A 25,243-nucleotide genomic window follows, 5' to 3' on the forward strand; every position below is an offset into this window, starting at 1 on the left:
ATAGCAGTAAGTAACTATTTTTCCTGAAGGATCTAAATTATTAGTTTCACCATTCGCTACGGTTAAAGGTAAAATTCTGTTTGCACCTGCAATATGTCCAAAACCTGCATAATCTGCCTCACTAAAGTAATTATTAATGAAATAGTTAGAAGGAGAAGCAACTACATCTGCACCAGAAGCGGTTTTAAATCCACCTGCAACAACATCTTCCACTCTTTTTTTCAAGATAGCAGCACCATCTGTACTTAAACTGCTAAGTGTAGGGTCATCATAAATATTTAATGAAGGTGCAGATCCATATGACCAATTTGAACTTCCAGATCCAACATTTCCAACTTTACCTGACCAAGAATCTGTATTATCAGACCAACCTGACATACCCCATTTTAAAGCTTGTGCATTTGGGTGTCCGTACATACGTAATAAAGCTGTTGCATAACAAGCGGTTTGTCCAGTAAAACAAATTACTAGAATTTGTTTGCTACCTTTATTAGCGGCTTGCGTTAAAATATCTCCAAAAGCTACATTAATTGCTCCATCAATATGTCCAGCTGCAAAAGCAGATGCACTTCTTATATCCATAAGATAATATTTTGATTTAAAATCTGCCGCATCATAATCTGCTGCTGCTGGTGCTGCCATAACAAATTTTTTCCCTGCTGGGCTTGTTATTACATTGTTGATGTCTAATGAGTTTGCAACCATATAATCTGATAATATTGTAAAGGTTGGCTCGGCTGTAACACCACCACTATTTACATCGTCACCTTTGTCACATGAGGTTAAGAATAATGTTGGAACTAAGAATAATGCTATTAATAATAATGATAATTTTTTCATGATTTGTTTGTTTAAAATTTATATAATGATGTTTAGTTTTTATTTTCTATTTATTCTACAATTGGGTATCCTTTTATTTCGCTTTTGGTAAATCCATTCAAGCCTTTTTCAACTAAAACAGAATTCATTACAGAATTAGATCCGTAAGCAAAATTTGAAACGTCATATCCAAGAACGTTTAAATATGCTACTACATATGCTGCATGTTGCCCTGTTAAACAGTTTACTACAATTTTTTTGTCGGTTGGCAGTGTTAATAAATCAGCTGTTGATGCCATTGAAGTAGAAGGTTCATATCTCACAGCACCCTTTAAATGACCATAATTGTATACTTCTTCATTTACATAATTCATAACGTAGAAGTCAGCTGGATTTTCAAAAAACACATCTGATTTTGTAATATATTCTTTATATGGTTTTGTGAAAGCTTCTTTAATTCGTTCTTTTAAAATTTCTTCTCCTGTTGTTTTTCCCGTATTAAGTTGAGGTGAAGCTCCTTTTTCAGGCATCATATTTACTGTAGTCTCTAATTGGTCCAAAAAATCATCCTTTGTATTTTTAATCCAAATATTTGCAGCAAATTCTTCATCCCAAGAACTCATTCCCCATTTTAAATTATATACATTATCATATCCATAAAGTCTCAATAAACCTGCAAAATATGCTGCTGATTGACCAGAGTAACAAACAATTGTAATTTTGTCAAATTCTTCTGGATTAATGTCATTTTGAAAATAAGAAAGTAAATTTTCAGCTTTTAAATTTTCAGCATTTTTAATGTGTCCATACTCAAACCAACTTTCGCTTCTTATGTCTAATGTCAGATATTTTTTGTTTTTCAAATTTTCTTTGATTTCATCTGCAGTAACTATTGCAGGTGCTGCCTCACTATTTATAAAATTACCGTTAGCTTCTAGGTATTGAACAACTAAATCAAATTCAGAATTTGAAGTGCTTGTGCTATCTTGTGCGTTGCTAGTATAACCACAAAAAAGGGTGGTTAAAAATAATAGTGTAATTAAGTTTTTTGTTAAATTTTTCATTTTATAAGTAATTTAAATTAAAATTGATGTACTAATTGTTACACCAAAATTAGACACCGAATTATTTTTTTTATATGACATTTATCATAAGGATATTAATACATAATTATTCTTTATAGTAACATTTATTACATATAGAAATATCTTATTATCAAATAGTTAGGAGGTTTTTTATAAAATATTTAAGGTTGACTTATTTTTTTTCTAGTTATTCGCTGATTTAATTTTTAATAAAAATTTTTTTTTGATGGAATATTTTGGCGTGTTGAGGGTAAAATGTTGTGGAAATTTTAATTGAGTGAGCTTTACATATTATGTTATTAATAAAATACATTATAATTAATAAGTATATGTTGTTAAATATATAATTATATTGATATATATTAGGAAATGTGTAATGCATCCTAATTGTTCTATCTCTTGGTTTAGTTATAAAGTGGTTAAAACCTGATGAAAAGTGATGTAACAAATGCTACCAATTAACGAGTTTTGTAGATTTTGATTTTTTTAATAATTTTTATTCGGTAGCTTGAAACTATTAAAATGCAATTTTTTGTAAGAATTAATTCCTCAGTGGTTTATTAATTTTAATTCTCACTCACTTTTAATCGTGCAGTAGCCGCAGTTGTATCTTTTGAAAAATCATTTTCTAGGTATTTTAGATACCCTACAATTGCAATCATACCAGCATTATCTGTTGTATATTCAAATTTTGGAATATAGGTTGTCCAACCTAATGTTTCTTCATTTGATTTTAGCACTTTTCTAATTTCGGAATTTGCACTTACTCCACCAGCAATTGCAATATGTTTTATTTCAGTTTGCTGAACTGCTTTTTGTAACTTATTAAATAAAATTTGAACAATGGTATATTGAATAGATGCGCAAATGTCATGTAGATTTTCTTCTATAAATTTTGAATTTTCTTTAACCTTTTTTTGAATAAAGTAAAGGATGGCAGTTTTTAAACCACTAAAGCTAAAATTTAAACCGTCTACTTTTGGTTTTGTAAATGGAAAAGCTTTTGGATTCCCAAGTTTTGCATATGAGTCAATTAACGGTCCACCAGGATATGGTAAGCCTAATATTTTAGCAGATTTGTCGTAAGCTTCACCAACGGCATCGTCTAATGTTTCTCCAATAACTTCCATTGTAAAATAGTTAGTAATTTTCACAATTTGTGTATGTCCGCCACTTATAGTTAAGCATAAAAACGGAAAAGGAGGTTTTTGTTGGTTTTCTTCTTCAATAAAATGGGCTAAAACGTGTCCTTGCATATGATTTACTGCAATTAATGGAATGTTTAAAGCTAGTGAAAGTGACTTGGCGAATGAGGTTCCTACTAATAGTGAACCCATTAATCCAGGTCCGCGCGTAAAAGCTATGGCATTTAAGTCTTTTTTGTCGATATTTGCTTGTTCAATTGCTTGATGAATGACAGGAACAATATTTTGTTGATGAGCACGGGAAGCTAATTCTGGCACAACACCGCCATATTTAGCGTGAATTTCTTGATTAGCAACAACATTTGATAGTATTTTTCCGTTGCAAATTACAGCAGCGCTTGTATCATCACAAGAGGATTCAATACCAAGAATATAAATGGGTTTAGTTTTAATCATTTAATAACAAATAAAGGCACGAAAATTGCCATAAAAATGCAAATTTAGCGCATATCAAACGATTTAAAAAAATAGTTGTAAGAATTTTAATTGTACTTCTGCTTTTATCAGTATTAGTAAGTGTTACCTTGTCTATTCCTGTTGTGCAAACAAAGTTAGGAAAAACAGCCACGAACTATTTACAAAAAGAGTTTGATGTTCATATTAATGTCAATAAAGTTGATTTATCCTTTTTAGGAAAAGTTCAATTAAAAGATGTTTTAATTATTAACCACCATAATGATACGCTAATTTATGCTCAAAATTTAGCGACTTCTGTTTCTAGTTATCGAAATATGATAAATAGTAAGCTAGAATTCGGAAAAATTTCTTTGAGCAACTTTGAGGTTAATATAAATACTTATGAAGGAGAAATAGATGATGCCTTAACTATTTTTGTTGATAAATTTGATGATGGTACTGTAAGCGAAAAACCATCAGGGTTTTTACTAACTGCAAAAAGTTTAAATTTATCTGAGGGCTATGTTGAGGTAATTGATGCTAATTACGCAAATGATAATCCATTGTTTTTTAAAAATATAGATGGAACTACTCATGATTTTAAAATTAGTGGGCCTAATGTTTCTACAATAATTGATGAATTAAGTTTTACTGAAAATCATGATTTAACGGTAAAAAGTTTGTCTACTGATTTTATATACACAAAATCAGGTATGGATTTTATCAATACAAAGTTAGAAACCGAAAAGTCCTCAATTTTAACTGATCTAAGTTTTACTTATAAACGGGAAGACTTTTCAGATTTTAATAATAAAGTGAATATAAATGCGGATGTAAAATCAGCTGATGTTTCTCTGGCAGATTTAAAAAAGTTTTATGGTGAACTAGGTACGGATGATATGTTGCATTTTTCAACAAAAATATCGGGTAAATTGAATGATTTTGTAACGAATAACTTACAACTTACTACCGATAAAAATGCAATTATTAACGGAACATTAAACTTTAAAAATTCCTTTAATCAAGAAAACGGATTTTCTTTAGAAGGTAATTTAACAAATTTAACATCTGATTACAATCATTTAAAAATACTTTTACCAGATGTTTTAGGAAAAACATTACCAACATCATTTCAAAAATTTGGAAGATTTACCATACTTGGTAATATATATGTAGAAGAAAATTTAATAAATGCACAACTTACGTTAAATACAGAAATAGGTACTTCAATATCTGATTTAGAAATTACTAACATTTCTAATATCGATGAAGCATCTTATATTGGACATATTAAAATAATTGATTTCGACTTAGGAAAAATTATTGAAAACCCTTTAGTAGGTAAATTTTCAATTGAAGGTGATGTTGATGGGGAAGGATTTACTTTAGAAGCCATGAATACTTCGGTAAGAGGGTTAATATCTAACTACCAATATAATAATTATGATTATAATAATATTACATTAAATGGCTTGATAAAAAGCAAGCATTTTAATGGAGAAATGGAAGTAAATGATGATAATATAAAACTAAATTTTAATGGATTAGCAAATTTCTCTTCTGATGTTTATACATTTGATTTTAAGACAGTTGTTGATTATTGTGATCTTAATAAGATAAATGTTTTTAAGCGGGATAGTATTTCGAATGTAAAAGGAGATATAGATATTAATGTTAGGGGAAATTCATTAGATGATTTAATAGGTTCTGTAAATTTTAAAAATTCATTATATACCAACCAAAAAGGAAATTATTTTTTTAAAGACTTTAATATAACATCATCATTTTTAGACAGTATTAGAACTATTAAAGTCAACTCTTCTGAAATAATTGATGGCTATGTTAGTGGAATATTCAAGTTTAACGAATTTGGTAAATTAGCGCAAAATTCAATTGGTAGTATCTATTCTAATTATAAGCCTCACAAAGTAATTGCAGGTCAAAATTTAGAATTCAAGTTTAAAATCTACAATAAAATAGTTGAAATATTTTATCCTGAAGTTGAATTTTCTGCGAATACAATAATAAGCGGTTCTATTGAAGCAGATGAAAACTTGTTTAGACTTAATATTAAATCGCCTAAAATTAGAGCATTTCAAAATAATATTGATGCCGTTAATTTGCAAATTGATAATCAAAATCCATTGTTTAACACACAGCTTTCAATTAAAAAAGTTGAAACACCACAATACACAGTTTCAAAATTAAGACTAGTAAATATTACACTTAATGACACCTTATTTTTTAGAACCGAATTTAAAGGAGGTATAAAAGATACAGAAGATTATAATTTAGCCTTTTATCATACATTTAATAAAGAAAATAAATCTGTATTTGGAATTCAAAAGTCCAATTTTACCTTTAAAAATAATAATTGGACAATTAACCCTAACAATAATTTTGATAACAAAGTTGTTTTTGACAGTAAAACAAAAACATATGATATTAATCCTTTTGTAATAACTACAGCGAATCAAGAAATTGAATTTTTTGGGGCAATTAATGATACAATATCTAAAGATTTAAAATTTAATTTTAAGAATGTTAAACTTGCCACAATTACACCCGATATTGACAGTTTAAAATTGAAAGGAACTATAAATGGAACTATTAATTATAAAGAATTTGAAAGGCAACTAAGACCCTCTGCAAAACTTTCAATAGCAAACTTTAATATTAATAATTCATATCAAGGTAATTTAAAAGTTGATATTGAAGGGCAAAATTCTTTTAAAAAATATGCACTTGATATTTCGTTAGAAAGGGATAGAAGTATTAATTTTTCTTCAAAAGGTGAAATTGATTTTACGCCTAAAAACCCAACCCTTGATGTAATAGTTGATTTTGAAGAATTTAAATTAGATGCCTTTAGCCCATTAGGTGAAGACGTTTTTAATAATATTAGAGGTTTTGTCTATGGTAATGCACATTTAACGGGTTTATTAAGTAATCCAACTATGGAGGGTGATTTATTTTTAGATGGAGCTGGTTTGTACTTCCCATATCTAAATGTTGATTTTGACTTTGATGGAACAAGCATCATAACATTAAAGGATCAAACCTTTATATTTGAAGACGTTTCTTTGAAAGATAAAGAGTACGATACCAAAGGAACCTTAACAGGAACATTAAAGCACTCATACTTTGATAATTGGTTGCTTGATTTAAAATTAAATACTAAGAATTTATTAGTTTTAAATACAGAAGAGGAGGAAACTTCAGTTTATTATGGGACAGGATTTATTGAAGGAGATGCAACAATTGCTGGACCTACGGATAAATTAGTAATTGATGTAAATGGAAAAACAAAAAAAGGAACTCACTTTGTAATTCCAATTAGTGATGTAAAAACTGTTGAATCATCTGAATTAATTAGGTTTGTAAATAAAGATAATATTGATGAAAATGAAAAAATTAGGAATGCCTTTATTTCGGAAAAATTAAAAGGACTTTCCTTAAATTTTAATATTGAAGTTACTAAAGATGCCGTTGTTGAAATGGTTTTAGATAAAGCAACAGGAAGTTATTTACAAGGAAGCGGAACTGGAAATTTACAGTTAGAATTAGACACCAAAGATAAATTTGATATGTATGGTGATTTTGTTGTTGATAATGGAATTTATAATTTTAAATATGGAGGTTTTATAAATAAACCATTTACGGTAAAAAAAGGAGGAAGCATTTCTTGGAGTGGAGACCCTTTTACCGCAAATATAAATATCGAAGCAGTTCATAGAGTATCAGCAAACCCAAAATCATTGTTAGAAAATATTACAGCAAATAGAAAAATTCCTATTGATTTAATTACACGTTTTTCAGGCGAATTATTCAATTCACAACGAGAATTTGATATTGAAATTCCAAATTCTAGTTCAACAGTGGCATCTGAGTTGGCATTTAAATTGAATAGTAATGATGATAACAATAAAACCATTCAATTTTTATTTTTATTAGCCTCAGGAAGTTTTTATAATGAAACAGATATAAGTGTCAATAGCAATGCAGCACTTTATGGTACTGGTTTTGATATGTTATCAAATGCTTTTGACAATATTTTCAATCAAGGTGATAATCGTTTTAAATTAAAACCAGTGTATACAGTTGGAGAAAGGAATACAGTTGACAATTTAAATATTGATGATCAACTAGCTATTGCATTAGATTTTCAAGTGAATGATAGAATAATTATTAATGGTAGTGTGGGTGTTCCAATTGGTTCAAAAGAACAGTCGAGTGTTATAGGAGAAGTGAATGTAGAATTTTTACTGAATGAAGAAGGAACGTTACGATCGTCTGTATTTAATCGTCAAAATGAAATTCAATATACTGAGCAAGAAGAAGGATACACTCAGGGTGTTGGTTTGAATTATCAAATTGACTTTGATACAAGGAACGAATTATTGCAAAAGTTAGGATTAAAAAAGAAACAATTGACTGATTCAATTAATTCGCTAAAACCTATAGACACCATAAAAAAAGTAAATAAATTAATCGAGTTTAAAAGTAAAAAAATTAACAAAAAATGAGTAAACCAACTTTAGTAGTATTAGCCGCAGGAATAGGAAGCCGTTATGGAGGATTAAAACAATTAGATACATTTACACCACAGGGAGATACCATTTTAGATTTTTCAATTTATGATGCTATTCAGGCTGGTTTTGGAAAGGTAGTATTCATTATTAGAAAAAGTATTCAAGAAGATTTCAAAGCTTTTTTTAATCATAAATTAAAGGGTAAAATTGAAGTTGAATATGTTTTTCAAGAAATAGAAAATATTCCTAAAAAATTTCAAGATAATGATAGGCAAAAACCTTGGGGAACTGGTCATGCATTGTTAATGGCTAAAGATGTAGTATCAGAGAATTTTGCCGTAATAAATGCTGATGATTTTTATGGGAAGGAAGCTTTTGAAGTGATGTCTAAATCATTAAAAAATATTGATCAAAATTCAACGAATTTTAATATGATGGGTTATATATTAAAAAATACCGTTTCAGATTATGGATTTGTTTCAAGAGGTGAATGTCAAGTGAATGAAAAAGGAAATTTAACAGGTATCACAGAACGAACACATATTGAAAAAATTGATGGAGGATTAAAGTTTAAAAATGAGAATGAACAATTAGTTCCCATTTCAGAAGAAACAACTGTTTCAATGAACTTTTTTGGTTTTACGCCAAAATACTTTGAGGTTTCTGCATCATTATTTGAGAGTTTCTTAGAAGAAAACTATAAAAGCCCAAAAGCAGAATTTTTTATTCCTTTGGTAGTGAATCATCTAATTGTAAATAATATTGCAACTATGGAAGTATTAAAATCTAATGCACGCTGGTTTGGGGTAACTTATAAACAAGACAAAGAATATGTGACATCAGAAATTCAAAAATTAAAAGAAACTGGTATCTATCCAATAGATTTATGGTAAACAACCATCACTAATTTAAAATTATAGTCTAATTTTGCAATTCATTTTATGGGAAAAAAGATAAATAAAATTGGTGTTATGACTTCAGGAGGAGATGCACCAGGAATGAATGCTGCTATTAGAGCAGTAGTTAGAGCTTGCTCTTATTACAATGTAGAATGCGTTGGTATTTATAGAGGGTATCAAGGTTTAATTGAAGGTGATTTTGAAAATCTTTCAGCACGTCACGTCAGTAATATAATTAATAGAGGAGGAACAATTTTAAAATCAGCTAGATCTAAAGAATTTAGAACAGAAGAAGGACGAGCAAAAGCTTATAAACAGCTTAAAAATGCTAAAATTGATGCACTAGTGTTAATTGGTGGTGATGGTACTTTTACTGGAGGTATGATTTTTAATAAAGAATACAGTTTCCCTTGTATTGGTATTCCAGGTACCATAGATAACGATATTTTTGGCACAAATTACACTATCGGTTTTGATACGGCATTGAATACTGTTGTAGAAGTTATAGATAAAATTAGAGATACTGCAAGTTCACACAATCGCTTATTTTTTGTTGAAGTTATGGGGCGAGATGCAGGTTTTATTGCTTTAAATGCTGGAGTTGGAGCAGGTGCTGAAGAAATATTAATTCCTGAAGAAGACCTAGGATTAGATAGATTGCTAGAAGCTTTAAAAAGGAGTAAGCGGTCAGGTAAATCATCAAGCATTGTTGTGGTTTCTGAAGGAGATAAAATTGGTAAAAGCGTTTTTGAATTGGCCGATTATGTAGAAGAAAATTTACCGCAGTATGAAGTTAGAGTTTCAGTTTTAGGACATATGCAAAGAGGAGGTTCTCCAAGTTGTTTTGATCGTGTTTTAGCAAGTAGATTAGGGGTTAAAGCTGTTGAGTTAATATTAGATGGTAAAACTAATTTAATGGTTGGTTTAATAAACAATAAGGTTGAAACTACCGATTTAGAAAATGCCGTAAAAGGTCACCATGCTATTAATAAGGAATTGCTACGTGTAAGTGATATTATGTCAATTTAATAAGTAAATAGTAGATTATCTAGATGTCATATAAATGATTAGAATAGGAATAAACGGATTTGGGAGAATAGGAAGACTAGCTTTTAGAACTATTATTGAAAGAGAAAATATTGAAATTGTAGGAATTAATGATTTATTAGAAGTTGAGCATTTAGCCTATTTATTGAAATATGATTCGGTACACGGAAAATTTGAAGGAGATATTTTAATAAAAGAAGGGTCTTTAATAGTTAATGGAAAATCAATAAGAATCACTTCTGAGAAAAAACCAGAAAATATTCATTGGGATAAAATAAATGTAGATTTTGTAATTGAATCAACTGGTTTTTTTACAAGTAAAAGTCAAGCAGCACAACATATTAAAGGCGGAGCAAAAAAAGTGGTTATCTCTGCACCTTCAAAAGATGCACCTATGTTTGTTATGGGTGTTAACAACAAGCTACTTTTAAAAGATGATTTAATTTTTTCTAATGCTTCCTGTACAACTAATTGTTTGGCTCCAGTTGCAAAGGTTTTACATGATAATTTTGTTATTGAAGAGGCATTAGTAAATACGGTTCATTCAACAACATCAAGTCAAAAAACAGTAGATGGACCCTCTGAAAAGTGGCGTAGAGGTCGATCAGCATTAAATAATATGATTCCAACCACAACAAGTGCAGGAGTGGCAATTACTAAAATTATTCCAGAACTTGAAGGTAAAATATTGGCTATGGCAGTGAGAGTTCCAATAGTTGATGTTTCATTGGTTGATTTGACAGTTCGTTTAAAAAAAGGAACAACATATAAAGCTATAAAAGAAGCTATGAAAAAAGCTTCTGAGAACGAATTAAAAGGTATTTTAGGGTACACTGAGGATGAAGTAGTTTCTCAAGATTTTGTTTCAGAGTCAAGAACTTCCGTATTTGATGCAACTGCAGGTTTGGCGCTGAATGCCAATTTTTATAAAATTATTGCTTGGTATGATAATGAATTTGGCTATGCAAATAAAGTAGTAGATTTAATTGAATACTCAGCATCACTTTAACTATAAAATCATTTAGAATTATGGAAATTGCAATTATTGCGCACGATGGTAAAAAAGCTGAAATGATTCAGTTTTTAATGGATTTTAAAGCATTAATTTTAGCTAAAAAAGTTGAATTAGTTTCGACGGGAACTACAGGTAAAAATGCTGAGAAAGCAGGATTTAAAGTAAATAAATTTTTATCGGGCCCTTATGGAGGTGATGCTCAAATTGCTGCGCGTGTAGCCGAAGGTAAAACCAATATGGTCTTCTTTTTTAGAGATCCTTTAGGAATGCACCCGCATGAACCGGATATCGCAATGCTCATGCGTTTATGTGATGTTCATGATGTTCCATTAGCAACAAATCCTGCTACTGCAGAACTTTTAATGAAATCTATTTAAACTATTATTTAATTGCAATCATTGAAATTTCAACGTTTACAAATAACGGTAAATTTCCAACTTCAACAGTTTCTCTTGCAGGTGCTGTATCTGCATTAAAATACGTAGCATATACCGTATTTATTTTTGCAAAGTCGTTCATGTTTTTAACAAATATGGTTGTTTTTACAACATTGTCAAAGGTCATTTCAGCTTCAGTTAAAACAGCTTTCATATTTTCTAAAACTTGCTTAGTTTCAGCTTCTATAGTTTCATTAATAATAGTTCCTGTCGAAGGATTAATTCCAATTTGTCCAGAAGTATATAGAGTATCTCCTTTTAAAACTGCTTGGTTGTAAGGGCCAACAGGTGCTGGCGCATTTGTTGTTTTAATAATTTTTTTCATAAAATATATAATTTTAAAATAATCGTCTGTCAGGTACTTGTCTTTTGTCGTATTTTAAATCACTAAGCATAGAGGATTTTACACCTAAGAAAAAGTAGTACGTTTGTCTGTCTCCAAAAGGCACCCAATTAAAATTCAATTTCCAGCTGTCTAAATCTCGGGAAAAACGCAATTGGGTATAACTAAAACCTTTATTTTTTATATCATAACCACTTGATGCTCCAACCTTCCATTTTGGTGTTAGTTCAATGTCTCCTGAAACCATTAAAGAATTTGAAGAAATTTCTTTTTGTCTAGCTGTATTCAAATAATTTAAAGAATACGCTAGTTTTAAGGTCCAAGGAAATGTAGCTCTATACAATTTAGCAGTTTTTGAATTCTTATTAGACTTGTTATTATTAGAACTTAAATCATTGCTCGTATTTAGATTTTCACCAAATATTCCATCAGAATTATTAGCGTCTGCATTTTGCTGTGCAGCACTTTTTGTTCCTTCAGACTTGCTACTTGCAAGATCATAATTCATTGTTAACGCGGCATTGGTTAATCGAAATAAACTTCCTCCGTTATTTATATTAAAGGTATTAATTTTTTTCCCTTCAGCAGTAATTGCATATGGATCAAAGGTCGCATTTACATTTAATTTTAATTTTTTCTTAAATAAGTCTGTACCAGCAGTCATTCTTACAGGACTCCATTTTAAAGAATCTGCTGCCATATTGTAACTTGAAGAAAAATTTAAATTATTAATTAAAGTAACTTTTTCAGGTTCAACTTTGGTTGAATCTTTAGACATTACCTTTGCTTCAATAGTGTTGTTTATTGTAAATCCTAAACTATTAGAAAGTCCCGTACTAGGTCCGCCATAAACACCATTGGTAAAAGGTGAGTACTCAACAATATCATTTGCGTCTTGACTTTGTTGTACTTCCTCAAAAAATGAACTAAAATCTGGGCGATAACCGTAAGAAATTGAAGGTCTAATTGTATGCCTTATGGCTTGTAATCTCCCTTTTTTAAAGTTGAACATCCCGTAAATAGTTGTAGCTAACGAAGCACCAGCCGTATATTCTCTAAATGAACTGAATCTATTAATAGTATCCGAGACTACTATGTTTTCTTCAGCATTATATGTTTTACTAATTTTATCAAAATACCAAACCTCTTTATAATTTGCATTTGGAGATAATGTAAAATATTTTAAAACTTTCATATTTGTATTAAAAGAGGCATTGTGTTGTAATCCAGATTTGGCAGTTTCAAACATTTCTTTTTTAAAGAAAAACTCATCGGTGGTGTTAATTTTGTAATCTCCCTTCATAGAATAGGTAACTCCTAACTTTTGAATTGCATTATTTTTACCACCAGATTTAGTGGTAAAAGGATATATTCTATCCATATTTAATTGTAAAGAGGGCAATGACATGGTAATACTTTGCGTATTTGTATTTTGGGAGTGTGTTGCAGAAACAGCTAAATTAAAAGGGGTACCTACAAACTTTTTGTAATAAGAGATAGATGAATTAAGTGTATTATTTAAAAATGAATTGGTATTATATTCATTTAAAGATTGTCTATAATAAGTACTACTCCCTAAGTTTACAGACGCAGAGAACCGAGCGTTTGGATTTGATTTTGAATCTTGGCTATGGCTCCATCTAATATTGTAGTTAGTTGTTTTAGAAAAATCGTCGAAACCACGAATACTATTTTTTAAATTTTCATATCTAATACTAATATTTCCATTGAACTTATAACGAACAACATAACTTGATTCTGTTCTTAAACCCCAACTTCCATTGGTGTAAACATCTCCCAAAACAGCTAAATCTACATAGTCATTAATAGCAAAATAATAACCTCCATTTTGTAAAAAGTAACCTTGTTCAGCCGTATCTCCCCATGTTGGCATAATAAAGCCAGAGACATTTCCTTTTGTTAATGGAATGTATGCAAAGGGTAAAAATAGCGGAGTTGGAACATCTTGAATAACCAAATTACTCAAACCAATAACTAATTTTTTATTTGGGACAATTTTTGCTTTTGCCGTTTTTATATAAAAATCAGGATCTTCTTTCTCTGAAGTTGTAAATTTTATGTTTTGGACATATATAGTTGAATCGTTTTCCTTTTTCATAACTTCTCCCCTTATAATTACACCATCTTGCTCCGTGCGCAATCCCCAAATTTTTGCTTTTTCAGATTTAAAATTGAAAGAAATAGTATCTTGTGTTGATTCTTCAGTACCTTGCTTAAAAACAGGAAGTTGTACGTAATTTCCTATGGTATCCTTTATTCCTCTTGCCCAAACTTCATTGGTATTATTATCAATTTCAATATAACCAGCAGTTAAATCAATATCTTTATAATGTATGTGAGCATTATTAAACAAAATAATTTTATTGTTTTTTATATCTTGTCTTATTAAGCTATCTGCCGAGTGTTCGATAATACTTTCAAGTAATTCCTTAGGTTTTATAATTGAATCTTTAGCAATAGGAATTATAGAATCTTTTTTCTGTGGAATTATAGAATCGATTGATTTTACTTGTAAATTTTCACCTAGTTCTTTGCTTAATTCCTGAGAATAAGTCACTGTATTGATAATGCTACTTAAAGCTATCAAAAATAAGGTAAAATAAGTATTTCTATTAGATGTTTTAATAATGAAATATTTTATAAAAAAAACCATAAAATTGGGCTGATAGCATAACTTTTTTTACATTAGCTTAGAATTAATCAACCACATAATTGATTGTTTGTAAATGTATGGCTTAATATTTGAAACACACAAATAACAAACGCCAAAAATAATTAAAATAATTGATGAACTTGCAACTCTTTTCTAAATTTAAGGTTAGAACGAAATTAAATGTAATTTTCGTGTTTTTGATGATCTTTTTTTCTAATAATTATGATGTTTTTTCTCAAAAAAAGGATTTTATAGTTGTGTTAGATGCTGGACATGGTGGAAAAGATCCTGGTAAGGTTGGCTATAAAAACAGCAAGGAAAAAGAAATTGCCCTTAATATTGTCTTACACGTAGGTAAATTATTAGAAAAGGAACCAAATGTTAAAGTTGTTTATACACGTAAAACAGATGTTTTTGTAGATTTATGGGAGCGAGGGAGAATAGCTAATAAAGCAGATGCGGATTTGTTTGTTTCTGTTCATTGCAATGCACATAGCTCGCAGGCTTTAGGTTCAGAAACTTGGGTGTTAGGAACGCATGCAAACCGTCAAAATTTTGAAGTTGCGAAGGCTGAGAACTCTGTTATATTATTAGAGGAAGATTACAAAACAAATTATAAAGGTTTTGACCCTAATTCACCAGAATCAGTTATTGGGCTCACTTTAATGCAGGAGGAATACTTAGATCAAAGTATTCAGCTGGCGAGTATTGTTCAAGACGGATTTACTAATACATTAAAAAGAAAAAACAGAGGTGTAAAGCAAGCAGGTTTTGTAGTTTTACATCAAACATATATGCCAAGTATTTTAATCGAAACAGGTTTTTTAACAAATAAAACTGAAGGAACTTTTTTAAATTCCAAAGTAGGCCAAGAAAAATTCTCTGAATCTATTTATAAAGGTATTGTAAAATATTTTAACCAACTTTCATTAAATTCTGTTGCCAATGAAGAGATTGATGAGCAACCAAAAGAACAACCAAAAGAAGTTAAAAGTGTTGAAAAAAATATTCAATTTAAAGTTCAAATTGCTGCAGGAAAACGTAAGTTGGCAACTAAATCGTATAATTTTAAGGGTTTAAAAAATGTAGAACGTGTTAAATTTGGAAAAATCTACAGGTATTATTTAGGTAATACTTCTGATTTTACTGAAATAAATAAAGTTAAAAAACAAGCAAATTCTAAAGGATATACAACCGCTTTTATAGTCGCTTTTAAAAATGGAAAAAAAATATCTATTGATGATGTTTTTAAATAAATCATACCAATTTTGGGTAAATAATTAGTAATATTGCTTTTATAAATATTGTTATTTTGAAAATTACAAGAGAAGTAAAAACAGGGATAGTTGCAGTTAGTGTTATTGCACTATTTATTTGGGGATTTAATTTTATGAAAGGCCTTAACTTATTTGATGGTCCTTCGAAAACATATTTAACAGAATATAGTAATGTTCAAGGTTTAAACACTGCAAGTGTGGTAACTATTAATGGTGTAGAAGTAGGGAAAGTTATTAATATTATGTTTAATAAAGACCCTGAAAAAAGGGGGGGGTTAATTGTAGAATTTAGTGTTGAAAATGATTTTGAATTTTCGAAACAAAGTGTGGCTAAAATCTACAGCGCGAGCTTAATGGGAGGAAAATCATTAGCTGTTGTGCCTTCTTACGAAGGTGAAATGGCTAAACCAGGTGATTTTTTAACGGGAGAAATTGAATCGGATATATTTTCTTCAGTAACAGAAAAACTAAACCCATTACAGGCAAAAGTTGAAGATGTGATAGTTAGTGCAGATTCTTTAATGACGAGTTTAACCGATGTATTAGATGCTAATAGTAGAGCTCATTTAAAATCAAGTATTTCTCAGCTTAATGCCACCATTACCAATTTTAAAACTATTTCTGAAAGAGTAGATAAATTAATTCAAACTAATGAAGAAAAAATGGGATTTACCCTTGCAAATGCTGAGGTAATGACAAGTAATTTAGCGAAACTTTCAGATACTTTAGTTGATGCTAATTTAGGACTAACTGTTAAAAATTTAGAAGCGACAGTTACTAATTTAAATAAAATTTTAGCAAGTGTAGAATCTGGTGAAGGCACTTTAGGTAAGCTAGTTAAGGATGAGAGAATGTATAATAACTTAGCTAATTCGTCAAAAGAATTAGAAGAGTTATTACGAGAGATGAAACTACATCCTAAGCGTTTTGTTCATTTTTCATTATTCGGAAAAAAGGATAAAGGGTATCAAGAATCTGAAGATCAAAAAGAGTAGAATATATTTTAGAAATAAAATTGACAATAACCAACACGTATGAATTATCTTGACAATATTGCATTTGCAATCCTTTTAGTTTTAGGAATTGGGTTTTTTGTAAAAAATGTTAAAAAACTAACTAGAAATATTAAGTTAGGTAAAGATGTAAATAGAACTGATAATTCGAAAGCACGTTGGAAAAATATGGTGATGGTTGCCATAGGTCAATCTAAAATGGTGAAGCGACCTATCGCAGCAATTTTACATATTATTGTTTATGTTGGATTTATTATTGTCAATATTGAAGTTATAGAGATATTGATTGATGGACTTTTTGGGACTCATAGAATTCTATCTTTTTTAGGAGGTTTTTATAATTTTTTAATTGCTTCTTTTGAATTATTAGCATTCCTCGTTTTAGTATCAGTAACCATTTTTTGGTTGCGAAGAATGGTTCTTAGAATACCTCGTTTCTGGAATAAAGAAATGAAAGGATTCCCTAAAAATGATGCGCTTTATATTTTGTATTTTGAAATGGTTTTAATGTCACTATTTCTTATAATGAATGCCACTGATATTCATTTTCAAGAAATGAACTCAGGAAACTTAATAAGTCAATTTCTAGTGCCAATTTTTGACGGATTTAGTGTTGAAAGTCTACATTTAATTGAGCGTACTGCGTGGTGGATTCATATTATAGGGATTCTTATATTTTTAAATTATTTATATTACTCTAAGCATCTTCATATTTTATTGGCGTTTCCAAATACATTTTATGCTAATTTAAATGTAATAGGAAAATTAGATAACCTTGAATCGGTAAAGAATGAAGTAAAGTTAATGTTAGACCCAGATGCAGATCCTTATGCAGCAGTGCCTGAAACAGAAAATGATGTTCCTGAAAAATTTGGAGCAAGTGATGTTACAGATTTAAATTGGGTTCAATTAATGAATGCTTATACATGTACTGAGTGTGGTCGTTGTACTTCATCTTGCCCAGCAAATCAGACTGGTAAAGAATTATCTCCTCGAGCTATTATGATGAAAACACGTGATAGATTAGAAGAGGTAGGAAACAATATTGATAAAAACGGAAAGTTTATTGATGATGGTAAACAATTGCTAAATGATTATATAACTCCTGAAGAATTGTGGGCTTGCACAAGTTGTAATGCCTGTGTAGAGGAGTGTCCGGTAAATATAGATCCGCTATCTATTATTATAGATATGAGACGTTATTTAGTGATGGAAGAATCTTCTGCACCACAAGAATTAAATATGATGATGACCAATATTGAAAATAATGGGGCTCCTTGGCAATACAATCAGATGGATCGATTGAATTGGAAGGATGAATAGAATTTTTTAAAAAACAGGAATGAAAAAAGAAGACGTAGATAAATTATTACATGATAAAGTGGAAGCAGGATTGCATATTAGTCCTATTTTACCCGAAGGAATTAAAAATTATTTAATTGACATTGATGGAACAGTATGTGATGATATTCCAAATGAAGAGCCGGAAAGAATGCTTACAGCAAAAGTATATCCTGATGCGCTGGATACTTTAAATAAATGGTTTGATGAAGGACATGTAATTTGTTTTTTTACATCAAGAACAGAAGAGCATAGAGTTTACACTGAAACTTGGTTAAAAGAAAATGGATTTAAATATCATAGTTTATTAATGGGAAAACCAAGAGGAGGAAATTACCATTGGATTGATAACCATTTAGTAAAAGCTACAAGATATAGAGGTAAATTTACTGATTTAGTAGAAAAAGATGTTACTATTGAAGTTTTTGATGACGGACAGCACGAATAAATAAAAAAATATTTTTAGAATGAATGTACCAACAATGGCAGAAATGATGGCACAAGGAAAACAACCTGAAGTATTATTTTGGGTAGGTTGTGCCGGTAGCTTTGATGATAGAGCTAAAAAAATTACAAAGGCATTTGTAAAAATCTTAAATGCTGCAAAGGTGGAATTTGCGGTTTTAGGAACAGAAGAAAGTTGCTCTGGAGATCCTGCAAAAAGAGCTGGAAATGAGTTCTTATTCCAAATGCAAGCCATGACTAATATTGAAGTGTTGAATGCGTATGAAATAAAAAAAATAGTCACAGCTTGTCCTCACTGTTTCAATACCCTAAAAAATGAATACCCTGAACTAGGAGGTGTTTATGAAGTGGTGCATCACACAGAGTTACTCAAATCTTTGGTTGATGAAGGTAGAATTACCATTGAAGGTGGAGAATTTAAAGGTAAAAAAATCACTTTTCATGACCCTTGTTATTTAGGGCGTTCTAATGATATTTATGAAGCACCAAGAGATTTAATAAAGCAATTAGATGTTGAATTGGTAGAAATGAAGCATTGCAAAAGTAACGGTTTATGTTGTGGGGCAGGAGGTGCTCAAATGTTTAAAGATGCAGAAAAAGGTGACAAAGAAATTAATATTGAAAGAACTGAACAAGCAATAGAAGTAAATCCTGATATTATTGCAACTGGTTGCCCATTTTGTAATACGATGATGACGGATGGTGTTAAAATTACAAATAACGAGGAAAAAGTGGACGTATTGGATATTGCCGAAATTATAGCAAAAAACAATAAACTATAATACACTTATTTATACAGTTACTTAGAATTATTTAGTTATATATGGTTAAACATTATATAGAAGCTGCACGGTTGAGAACTTTACCGCTATCAGTTTCTGGTATTATTATTGGAAGTTTTATTGCCGCATCTCAAGGATCTTTTAATTGGTTAGTTTGTTTATTAGCTTTGCTAGCTACTATAGGATTTCAAATAATTTCAAACTTCGCGAATGATTATGGTGATGGAGTAAAAGGAACCGATAACGAAGATAGAATTGGTCCGAAAAGAGCCATACAAAGTGGTAAAATTTCACCTAAGCAAATGCTGAAAGCGATAATAATCTCCTCAGTAATTACATTTCTTATTGCAGTTTTTTTAATATATGAAGCATTTGGCAAAAATGATTTAGTAAATCTTACTGTATTTTTTTTATTAGGAATTTTGAGTATTGCTGCGGCCATTAAATATACAGTAGGTAAAAAAGCATATGGCTATAGTGGGTTTGGAGATTTGTTTGTATTCTTATTTTTCGGATTATTAAGTGTTTGTGGGAGTTATTATTTATTTACAAAGCAATTGGATTTTACAATTTTACTACCAGCATTCTCTGTAGGCTTTTTGAGCATTGGGGTTTTGAACCTGAACAATATGAGAGATAGGGAGTCTGATGTGAAATCTGGTAAAAATACATTAGTTGTTAAAATTGGAGTTCAATTCGCAAAATATTATCACTATTTTTTGCTATTTTCTTCGTTTTTAGTTGCAGCGTTATATACTATAATACACTTTAAAGCTATTTATCAGCTTATATTTATTTTGGCTTATATACCTATATTTAAACATGTTATAATGGTCTTTAACAATAAAAAACCTAAATTGTTAGATCCTGAATTAAAAAAATTAGCAATTAGTACTTTTCTGTTTTCATTATTATTTGGATTTGGATTATATTTGGCCTCTATTTTTTAATAAATGAAAAATCAATTTTTAGGTATATTTTTTTATTTACTCTATTTGTTGGCAATGGTTAGACCTATAGTTCCAATTATAGAGTATTATGCCAATTATGATTATATAGCAAGTGAACTTTGTGAAAATAGAGATAAACCTTATCTAGAATGCAACGGTAAATGTTATTTAGAAAAGCAGCTTAATAAAGTAAATCATACAGATCACGATCATAAATCGAATGTACCACTAATTGATCTTGAAAAATATCCTGTTTCTCCTATTGATTATTTTACTTATAATTTTAAAAATATCGACAACCATTCTTCTAAAAGTATGTCCGCGTGTAAATATACACTCAAAGAAATACATACCTTTTTGCTAAAACCACCACAAATATTTTCTTAATAGCTCATCATGCTCAATACTAGTTAATTACAAGTGTAATTATACATAGTATTTCATTAGTCTCTTCAATAATTTAAATTGAAGGGGTGATGGTTTAGTGTTATTAATTTAAGTAGTTGTTAATAAATGTATTATTAGCATTCACTACGCTATATCAAAAATCAAAAAAATAGATGGTAAAAAATATATTAGTAAACTGTTTAGTAATACTTATGACTACAGTTTCTTATACTCAAACAGTAAAAATAAGAGGTAAAATTGTTGACGAAGCAACAAATCAACCTATAGAAAATGTAACGATAAAAGTTTTAAAAAGTAATGCATTTACAATCTCAAATACGAATGGAGAATTTGAGATTCAAGGGATTGATGGAGATTTAATTGAATTGTCTCATGTAAGTTATAAAACTAAAAATGAGAAATTAACGAATAATTTAATCATAAAGTTAGAGTTAGCTCAGATAGAATTAAATGAGATAATTGTTACAGCAAACCCATTAAAAGATATTTCGCAATCGGTTGTAATTAATGATGCCGAAAAAAGAATAAGTCAGCCTAGAAGTGTTGGTCACTTATTTAGAGATATTAAAGGTTTTGGAATAACCAAACGTGGTGCTTACGCATCAGAGCCTGTATTTCGGTCATTTAAATATGAGCAGTTAAATATTCAATATGATGGAGGATTCAAAGTTTTAAATGCGTGCCCAAATAGAATGGATCCTATTACAACGCACGTAATTCCTGAAGAAATAGAAAAAATTGAAATTGTAAAAGGGCCTTTTACAGTTCGTTTTGGTCAAAATTTTGGAGGAATTATTAATTTAGTTTCAAAAAACCCAACAAAAGACCAATTTGGATTGCATGGAAGTGTTGAAGGAGGGTATGAGACTAATGGTAATAATTTAGTTACTGGAGCTTCTTTACTTTATGTAGATAAAAAATTCGATATTCTTTTTAATGGATCGTATAGAGATTTTGGAGATTATGAAGATGGAAATGGTACAGAAGTTCCATCATCTTTTAGAACTACTGATTATTCAGTTAAGGTTGGATTAAATCCGACAGACAATCAAAGACTTCAATTATCTTGGAGACAGTCTTTCGGAAGAGATATAGATCACGCCGGTTTACCTATGGATTCGCCTTATGATGACAGTTTTTTAGCCGGTTTAGATTATAAGTGGAATGAAATATCAGAAAAAGTTGAAAGTTTTTCTGCTAAAGTTTTTCATTCCTATGTAGATCATTTAATGACCAATGAAGGCCGACCAAATTTTATGATGACTTTTTCAAGTTCGCCAGTAGAAGTATGGACAACTGGAGGAAAAGCAGAAATTGTTTTTAGACCATCAGACAATTCAAGAATATTTGCAGGTGTTGATGCTAATTTAATAAGTAGAGAAGGAGATAGAACAAGAATTGTGAAAATAATGAATGGAACTGTTCTTCCAAACCCAAGAACATTTACTGATAAAATATGGCAAGATGCAAGTTTAAATGATGTTGGAGTGTTTACAGAAGGTAAATTTAAAGTGTCGGATAATACTACAATAACTTCTGGTATAAGAGCCGATTTTATTTCTGCCTCAATAGATGATCCTGCACAAGATTTTCTAGATTTATATGGAGGAGAAATTAGTGATAAAACAGAAACCAATGTAAGTGCAAATGCAGCAATTAAATACCAAGAAAATGGTTTTCAAACTCAATTTGCAATTGGTAGAGGTGTTAGAACCGCGAATATGATTGAACGTTATATCAATCATTTTGCTGTGGGAGTAGATCCTTTTGAGTATGTTGGAAATCCTAATTTAAAGCCTGAAGTAAATACACAACTTGAATTATCATTTAGCAAGAATTTTAAAGCATTTGAAGTAAGTGCATCTGTATTTCATTCGTTCTTGTCAGACTATATTCAGCCAATTGTGAATGAAGACATTCCAAGGAAATTTATGCCTACAACACCACCAACTGTTGCAAAACAATTTATGAATGTAGATAAAGCAATTCAAACCGGATTTGAGTTTAGTTTGTACTATCAAGCAACTGATAAATTACAATTTACATCAGATTTTTCTTACACACAAGCTGAAAATAAAGATATCAATGAGCCATTAGCACAAATTCCTCCTTTTACAACTAACTTAGGTGCCAAATTTGAAGATGATATATTTTGGGTAGCATTAAACTCACGACTTGTTGGAGCTCAAAATAGAATTTCAGATTCATTTATGGAGCAAGAAACACCTGGTTTTGGAACTATGGATTTACGAATAGGATTGCAGCCTTATAGAGGTTTCTCTGTCGGAGCAGCAGTTTTTAATATTTTCGACAAAACGTACTATGAGCATTTGAATTTTTCTTTTACGAATTCAGATCTTCTTTCTGGAAGAATTTTGGAGCCTGGAAGAAATTTTACAGCTTATATTAAATATAAATTCTAAACAAAGAATTTATTTATGATTTAGTTGATTGATTTACCACGGAAATTAATTTTTTCGTGGTTTTTTTATTATTTATTTTTTAAATTGCAATAACTATAAAAACACTTCAAATATGAAAATTACCTATTTAGGCCACGCATGTATAAGTATTGAAACAAAGGATAAAACATTATTAATTGATCCTTTTATAACAGGTAATGAACTTGCTTCAGAAATTGATATAGATAAATTACAAGCTGATTATATTTTAATTACGCATGCACATCAAGATCATATTTTAGATGTTGAAGCGATAGCTAATAGAACAGGTGCAGTAATTATTTCTAATTATGAAATTGTAAGTCATTTTGAAAACAAAGGATTAAAAGGCCACCCTATGAATCATGGAGGGAAATGGGAATTTGATTTTGGAACTGTTCACTATACTAATGCAATTCATTCAAGTTCTTTTCCTGACGGAACGTATGGAGGTCAGCCAGGAGGTTTTGTAATTGAAACAAGTCATCATAGATTATATATTGCAGGTGATACAGCCTTAACAAATGATATGAAATTAATTCCTGAAGTAATTGGAGAATTAGATTTGGCAATTTTACCAGTTGGAGATAATTTTACTATGGGAATTGATGAGGCAATTAGAGCAAGTACATTTTTAAATTGTAATAAAGTTTTAGGATATCATTTTGATACATTTGGGTATATAAAAATAGATCACAAAGAAGCTTTTGAGAAATTTGCAAAGGCCAAAAAAGAATTATATTTATTATCTATTGGGGGTCATATGAAATTATAACTTAAGTTTTTTAAGTTGAGATAGTTATTATATTAAATAATATTAAAAAAAATATTGTTTAATTATTGCATATACTATAGTTTCCTGTTTTTTAGAAGCCATTCTTTTCTTAAATCATTAGATAACATTCCTGTGCCATTATGCTTCCAGCCAGGAGGTTTAATAAAATAGCTCAATTTTTTGATGAATGACGTTTTACTTCTAAACGCGTCTTGAAATATTAAAATCCATTCATGAAATGCAATAACAATTGGATTGTATGTTTTTATGTTTGAAGTTAATCCATAAACCACTTTTTCTTCTTCTAGTTCTTCCTGGAATGTGCCAAATAATTTATCCCAAATAATAAAAATCCCGGCATGGTTTCTATCTAAATATAATGGATTTGAACCGTGATGAACTCTATGATGAGAAGGTGTGTTAAAAATGGCCTCAAACCAATGGGGCATTTTATGTATTAATTCAGTATGAATCCAATATTGATATAATAAGCTTATGCTCATTTGTGTAAAAATCATTAACGGATGAAATCCGATAATGGGTAGAACTAAATAAAAAATAAAACTAAAAAAACCACCTGTCCAGGTTTGGCGCAAAGCAGTACTTAAATTATATTTTTGAGAAGAGTGATGCACAATATGAGATGCCCAAAAAAATCGACTTTCATGGCTTATTCTATGAAACCAATAATAGCAAAAGTCATCGGCAATTAAAACGAGTAGCCAGGCCCACCAAACGAAAGGAATTGTTATAAGTCTAAAGTTTTCGTATAAAAAAGTAACTACTAGTACTACTAAAATTTTACTAATCATGTTTATAAGTAAATTTCCAATACCCATAGATAGGGAAGCAAGGGTATCTTTTAAATTGTAGTTTGTTGGATTTTTTTTATAAATAACAATACCTTCAATAATTACAGTAGCAACAAAAAAAGGTATCGCATACAAAATTAAATTTGGTATTTGTGGAATCTGCATAGTTGAAATTATTTACTACGAATTTAAAAATATTTTTTTAATGGCTGTTTCTGATCCATATCATAGTGAAATTTATAATGCCACCTTGTAAAATAATCTTAGATTTTATTTGATTGCAATCCTTCAGATTCTAATGTATGAAGATTGGTTATTTAGTAAGAGTCCATAATACATTCTTAGTAATAAACATCCTAATCTTCAGAGGTTTGCTTTTTAGGTTGTCTCTTAGCATCTTTCAAGCATTTGTTTAGCATCCATTCTAATTGTCCATTAGTTGACCTAAACTCATCTGCCGCCCATTTTTCAACAGCTCTTAGCATATCTTCATTTATGCGTAACGCAAAAGCTTTTTTCTTTGCCAT

General features: G+C 29.9%; 21 protein-coding genes. 14 read left to right on the plus strand and 7 right to left on the minus strand.

What is annotated here, in order from left to right:
• The 3 genes from HKP59_RS07180 to tsaD all read right to left on the minus strand — a co-directional run.
• The coding region (locus tag HKP59_RS07180; protein WP_291805009.1) for a rhodanese-like domain-containing protein at nucleotides 1-840 on the minus strand (840 nt) is incomplete at its 3' end.
• A gap of 50 nt (nucleotides 841-890) precedes the next feature.
• Nucleotides 891-1,883, minus strand: a complete 993-nt coding sequence (locus tag HKP59_RS07185; RefSeq protein WP_291805045.1) for a rhodanese-like domain-containing protein — start codon at nucleotides 1,881-1,883, stop codon at nucleotides 891-893.
• Between the two features lie 587 nt (nucleotides 1,884-2,470).
• Nucleotides 2,471-3,502, minus strand: a complete 1,032-nt coding sequence (gene tsaD / locus HKP59_RS07190; protein WP_291805191.1) for a tRNA (adenosine(37)-N6)-threonylcarbamoyltransferase complex transferase subunit TsaD — start codon at nucleotides 3,500-3,502, stop codon at nucleotides 2,471-2,473.
• Nucleotides 3,503-3,648: 146 nt separating this feature from the next.
• Here tsaD and HKP59_RS07195 point away from each other — a divergent pair, with 146 nt between their 5' ends.
• From HKP59_RS07195 to HKP59_RS07215, 5 genes are read left to right on the plus strand one after another with little or no spacing between them, the layout of a single operon-like run.
• Nucleotides 3,649-8,031, plus strand: a complete 4,383-nt coding sequence (locus HKP59_RS07195) for a translocation/assembly module TamB domain-containing protein (RefSeq protein ID WP_291805047.1) — start codon at nucleotides 3,649-3,651, stop codon at nucleotides 8,029-8,031.
• Complete coding sequence (locus HKP59_RS07200; protein ID WP_291805048.1) at nucleotides 8,028-8,930, plus strand: sugar phosphate nucleotidyltransferase; 903 nt, start codon at nucleotides 8,028-8,030, stop codon at nucleotides 8,928-8,930. Before HKP59_RS07195 ends, HKP59_RS07200 begins: the two co-directional genes overlap by 4 nt.
• Before the next feature lie 48 nt (nucleotides 8,931-8,978).
• Nucleotides 8,979-9,965: a 6-phosphofructokinase gene (pfkA, locus tag HKP59_RS07205; RefSeq protein ID WP_291805051.1), complete on the plus strand. Its 987-nt coding sequence runs from the start codon at nucleotides 8,979-8,981 to the stop codon at nucleotides 9,963-9,965.
• A gap of 34 nt (nucleotides 9,966-9,999) precedes the next feature.
• Nucleotides 10,000-10,992: a type I glyceraldehyde-3-phosphate dehydrogenase gene (gene gap, locus HKP59_RS07210; protein ID WP_291805054.1), complete on the plus strand. Its 993-nt coding sequence runs from the start codon at nucleotides 10,000-10,002 to the stop codon at nucleotides 10,990-10,992.
• Nucleotides 10,993-11,012: 20 nt separating this feature from the next.
• Nucleotides 11,013-11,375, plus strand: coding sequence for a methylglyoxal synthase (locus HKP59_RS07215; RefSeq protein WP_291805057.1), 363 nt, complete (start codon nucleotides 11,013-11,015; stop codon nucleotides 11,373-11,375).
• Nucleotides 11,376-11,379: 4 nt separating this feature from the next.
• On the opposite strand, the gene HKP59_RS07220 is transcribed toward HKP59_RS07215, so the two are convergent.
• Nucleotides 11,380-11,760 (minus strand): Rid family detoxifying hydrolase, encoded by a 381-nt coding sequence (locus HKP59_RS07220; RefSeq protein ID WP_291805060.1) that lies wholly within the window; start codon nucleotides 11,758-11,760, stop codon nucleotides 11,380-11,382.
• 13 nt (nucleotides 11,761-11,773) lie between these two features.
• Nucleotides 11,774-14,452, minus strand: coding sequence for a putative LPS assembly protein LptD (locus HKP59_RS07225; RefSeq protein WP_291805062.1), 2,679 nt, complete (start codon nucleotides 14,450-14,452; stop codon nucleotides 11,774-11,776).
• A gap of 200 nt (nucleotides 14,453-14,652) precedes the next feature.
• Here HKP59_RS07225 and HKP59_RS07230 point away from each other — a divergent pair, with 200 nt between their 5' ends.
• From HKP59_RS07230 to HKP59_RS07270, 9 genes are all read left to right on the plus strand, one after another.
• Nucleotides 14,653-15,708, plus strand: a complete 1,056-nt coding sequence (locus HKP59_RS07230; protein WP_291805194.1) for an N-acetylmuramoyl-L-alanine amidase — start codon at nucleotides 14,653-14,655, stop codon at nucleotides 15,706-15,708.
• 56 nt (nucleotides 15,709-15,764) lie between these two features.
• Nucleotides 15,765-16,724, plus strand: a complete 960-nt coding sequence (locus HKP59_RS07235; protein ID WP_291805065.1) for an MlaD family protein — start codon at nucleotides 15,765-15,767, stop codon at nucleotides 16,722-16,724.
• Between the two features lie 39 nt (nucleotides 16,725-16,763).
• A complete protein-coding gene (locus HKP59_RS07240; protein WP_291805068.1) occupies nucleotides 16,764-18,065 on the plus strand; it encodes a (Fe-S)-binding protein in 1,302 nt (433 codons plus the stop codon).
• A gap of 19 nt (nucleotides 18,066-18,084) precedes the next feature.
• Complete coding sequence (locus HKP59_RS07245) at nucleotides 18,085-18,531, plus strand: phosphoheptose isomerase (protein ID WP_291805071.1); 447 nt, start codon at nucleotides 18,085-18,087, stop codon at nucleotides 18,529-18,531.
• 19 nt (nucleotides 18,532-18,550) lie between these two features.
• Nucleotides 18,551-19,330 (plus strand): (Fe-S)-binding protein, encoded by a 780-nt coding sequence (locus HKP59_RS07250; RefSeq protein ID WP_291805073.1) that lies wholly within the window; start codon nucleotides 18,551-18,553, stop codon nucleotides 19,328-19,330.
• 41 nt (nucleotides 19,331-19,371) lie between these two features.
• Entirely contained in the window at nucleotides 19,372-20,280 is a 909-nt protein-coding gene (locus HKP59_RS07255; protein WP_291805076.1) for a 1,4-dihydroxy-2-naphthoate polyprenyltransferase, read from the plus strand.
• A 3-nt stretch (nucleotides 20,281-20,283) separates the two neighbouring features.
• Nucleotides 20,284-20,667, plus strand: a complete 384-nt coding sequence (locus HKP59_RS07260) for a hypothetical protein (protein ID WP_291805077.1) — start codon at nucleotides 20,284-20,286, stop codon at nucleotides 20,665-20,667.
• A 212-nt stretch (nucleotides 20,668-20,879) separates the two neighbouring features.
• Complete coding sequence (locus tag HKP59_RS07265; RefSeq protein ID WP_291805080.1) at nucleotides 20,880-23,111, plus strand: TonB-dependent receptor; 2,232 nt, start codon at nucleotides 20,880-20,882, stop codon at nucleotides 23,109-23,111.
• A 112-nt stretch (nucleotides 23,112-23,223) separates the two neighbouring features.
• Nucleotides 23,224-23,904: a metal-dependent hydrolase gene (locus HKP59_RS07270; protein WP_291805083.1), complete on the plus strand. Its 681-nt coding sequence runs from the start codon at nucleotides 23,224-23,226 to the stop codon at nucleotides 23,902-23,904.
• Between the two features lie 74 nt (nucleotides 23,905-23,978).
• Here HKP59_RS07270 and HKP59_RS07275 read toward each other — a convergent pair whose 3' ends face one another.
• Both HKP59_RS07275 and HKP59_RS07280 read right to left on the minus strand, forming a co-directional pair.
• Complete coding sequence (locus HKP59_RS07275; RefSeq protein ID WP_291805086.1) at nucleotides 23,979-24,881, minus strand: sterol desaturase family protein; 903 nt, start codon at nucleotides 24,879-24,881, stop codon at nucleotides 23,979-23,981.
• A gap of 191 nt (nucleotides 24,882-25,072) precedes the next feature.
• Complete coding sequence (locus HKP59_RS07280; protein ID WP_291805089.1) at nucleotides 25,073-25,243, minus strand: Arc family DNA binding domain-containing protein; 171 nt, start codon at nucleotides 25,241-25,243, stop codon at nucleotides 25,073-25,075.

This window comes from Lutibacter sp. (assembly GCF_013041805.1).
Taxonomy (GTDB): Bacteria; Bacteroidota; Bacteroidia; order Flavobacteriales; family Flavobacteriaceae; genus Lutibacter.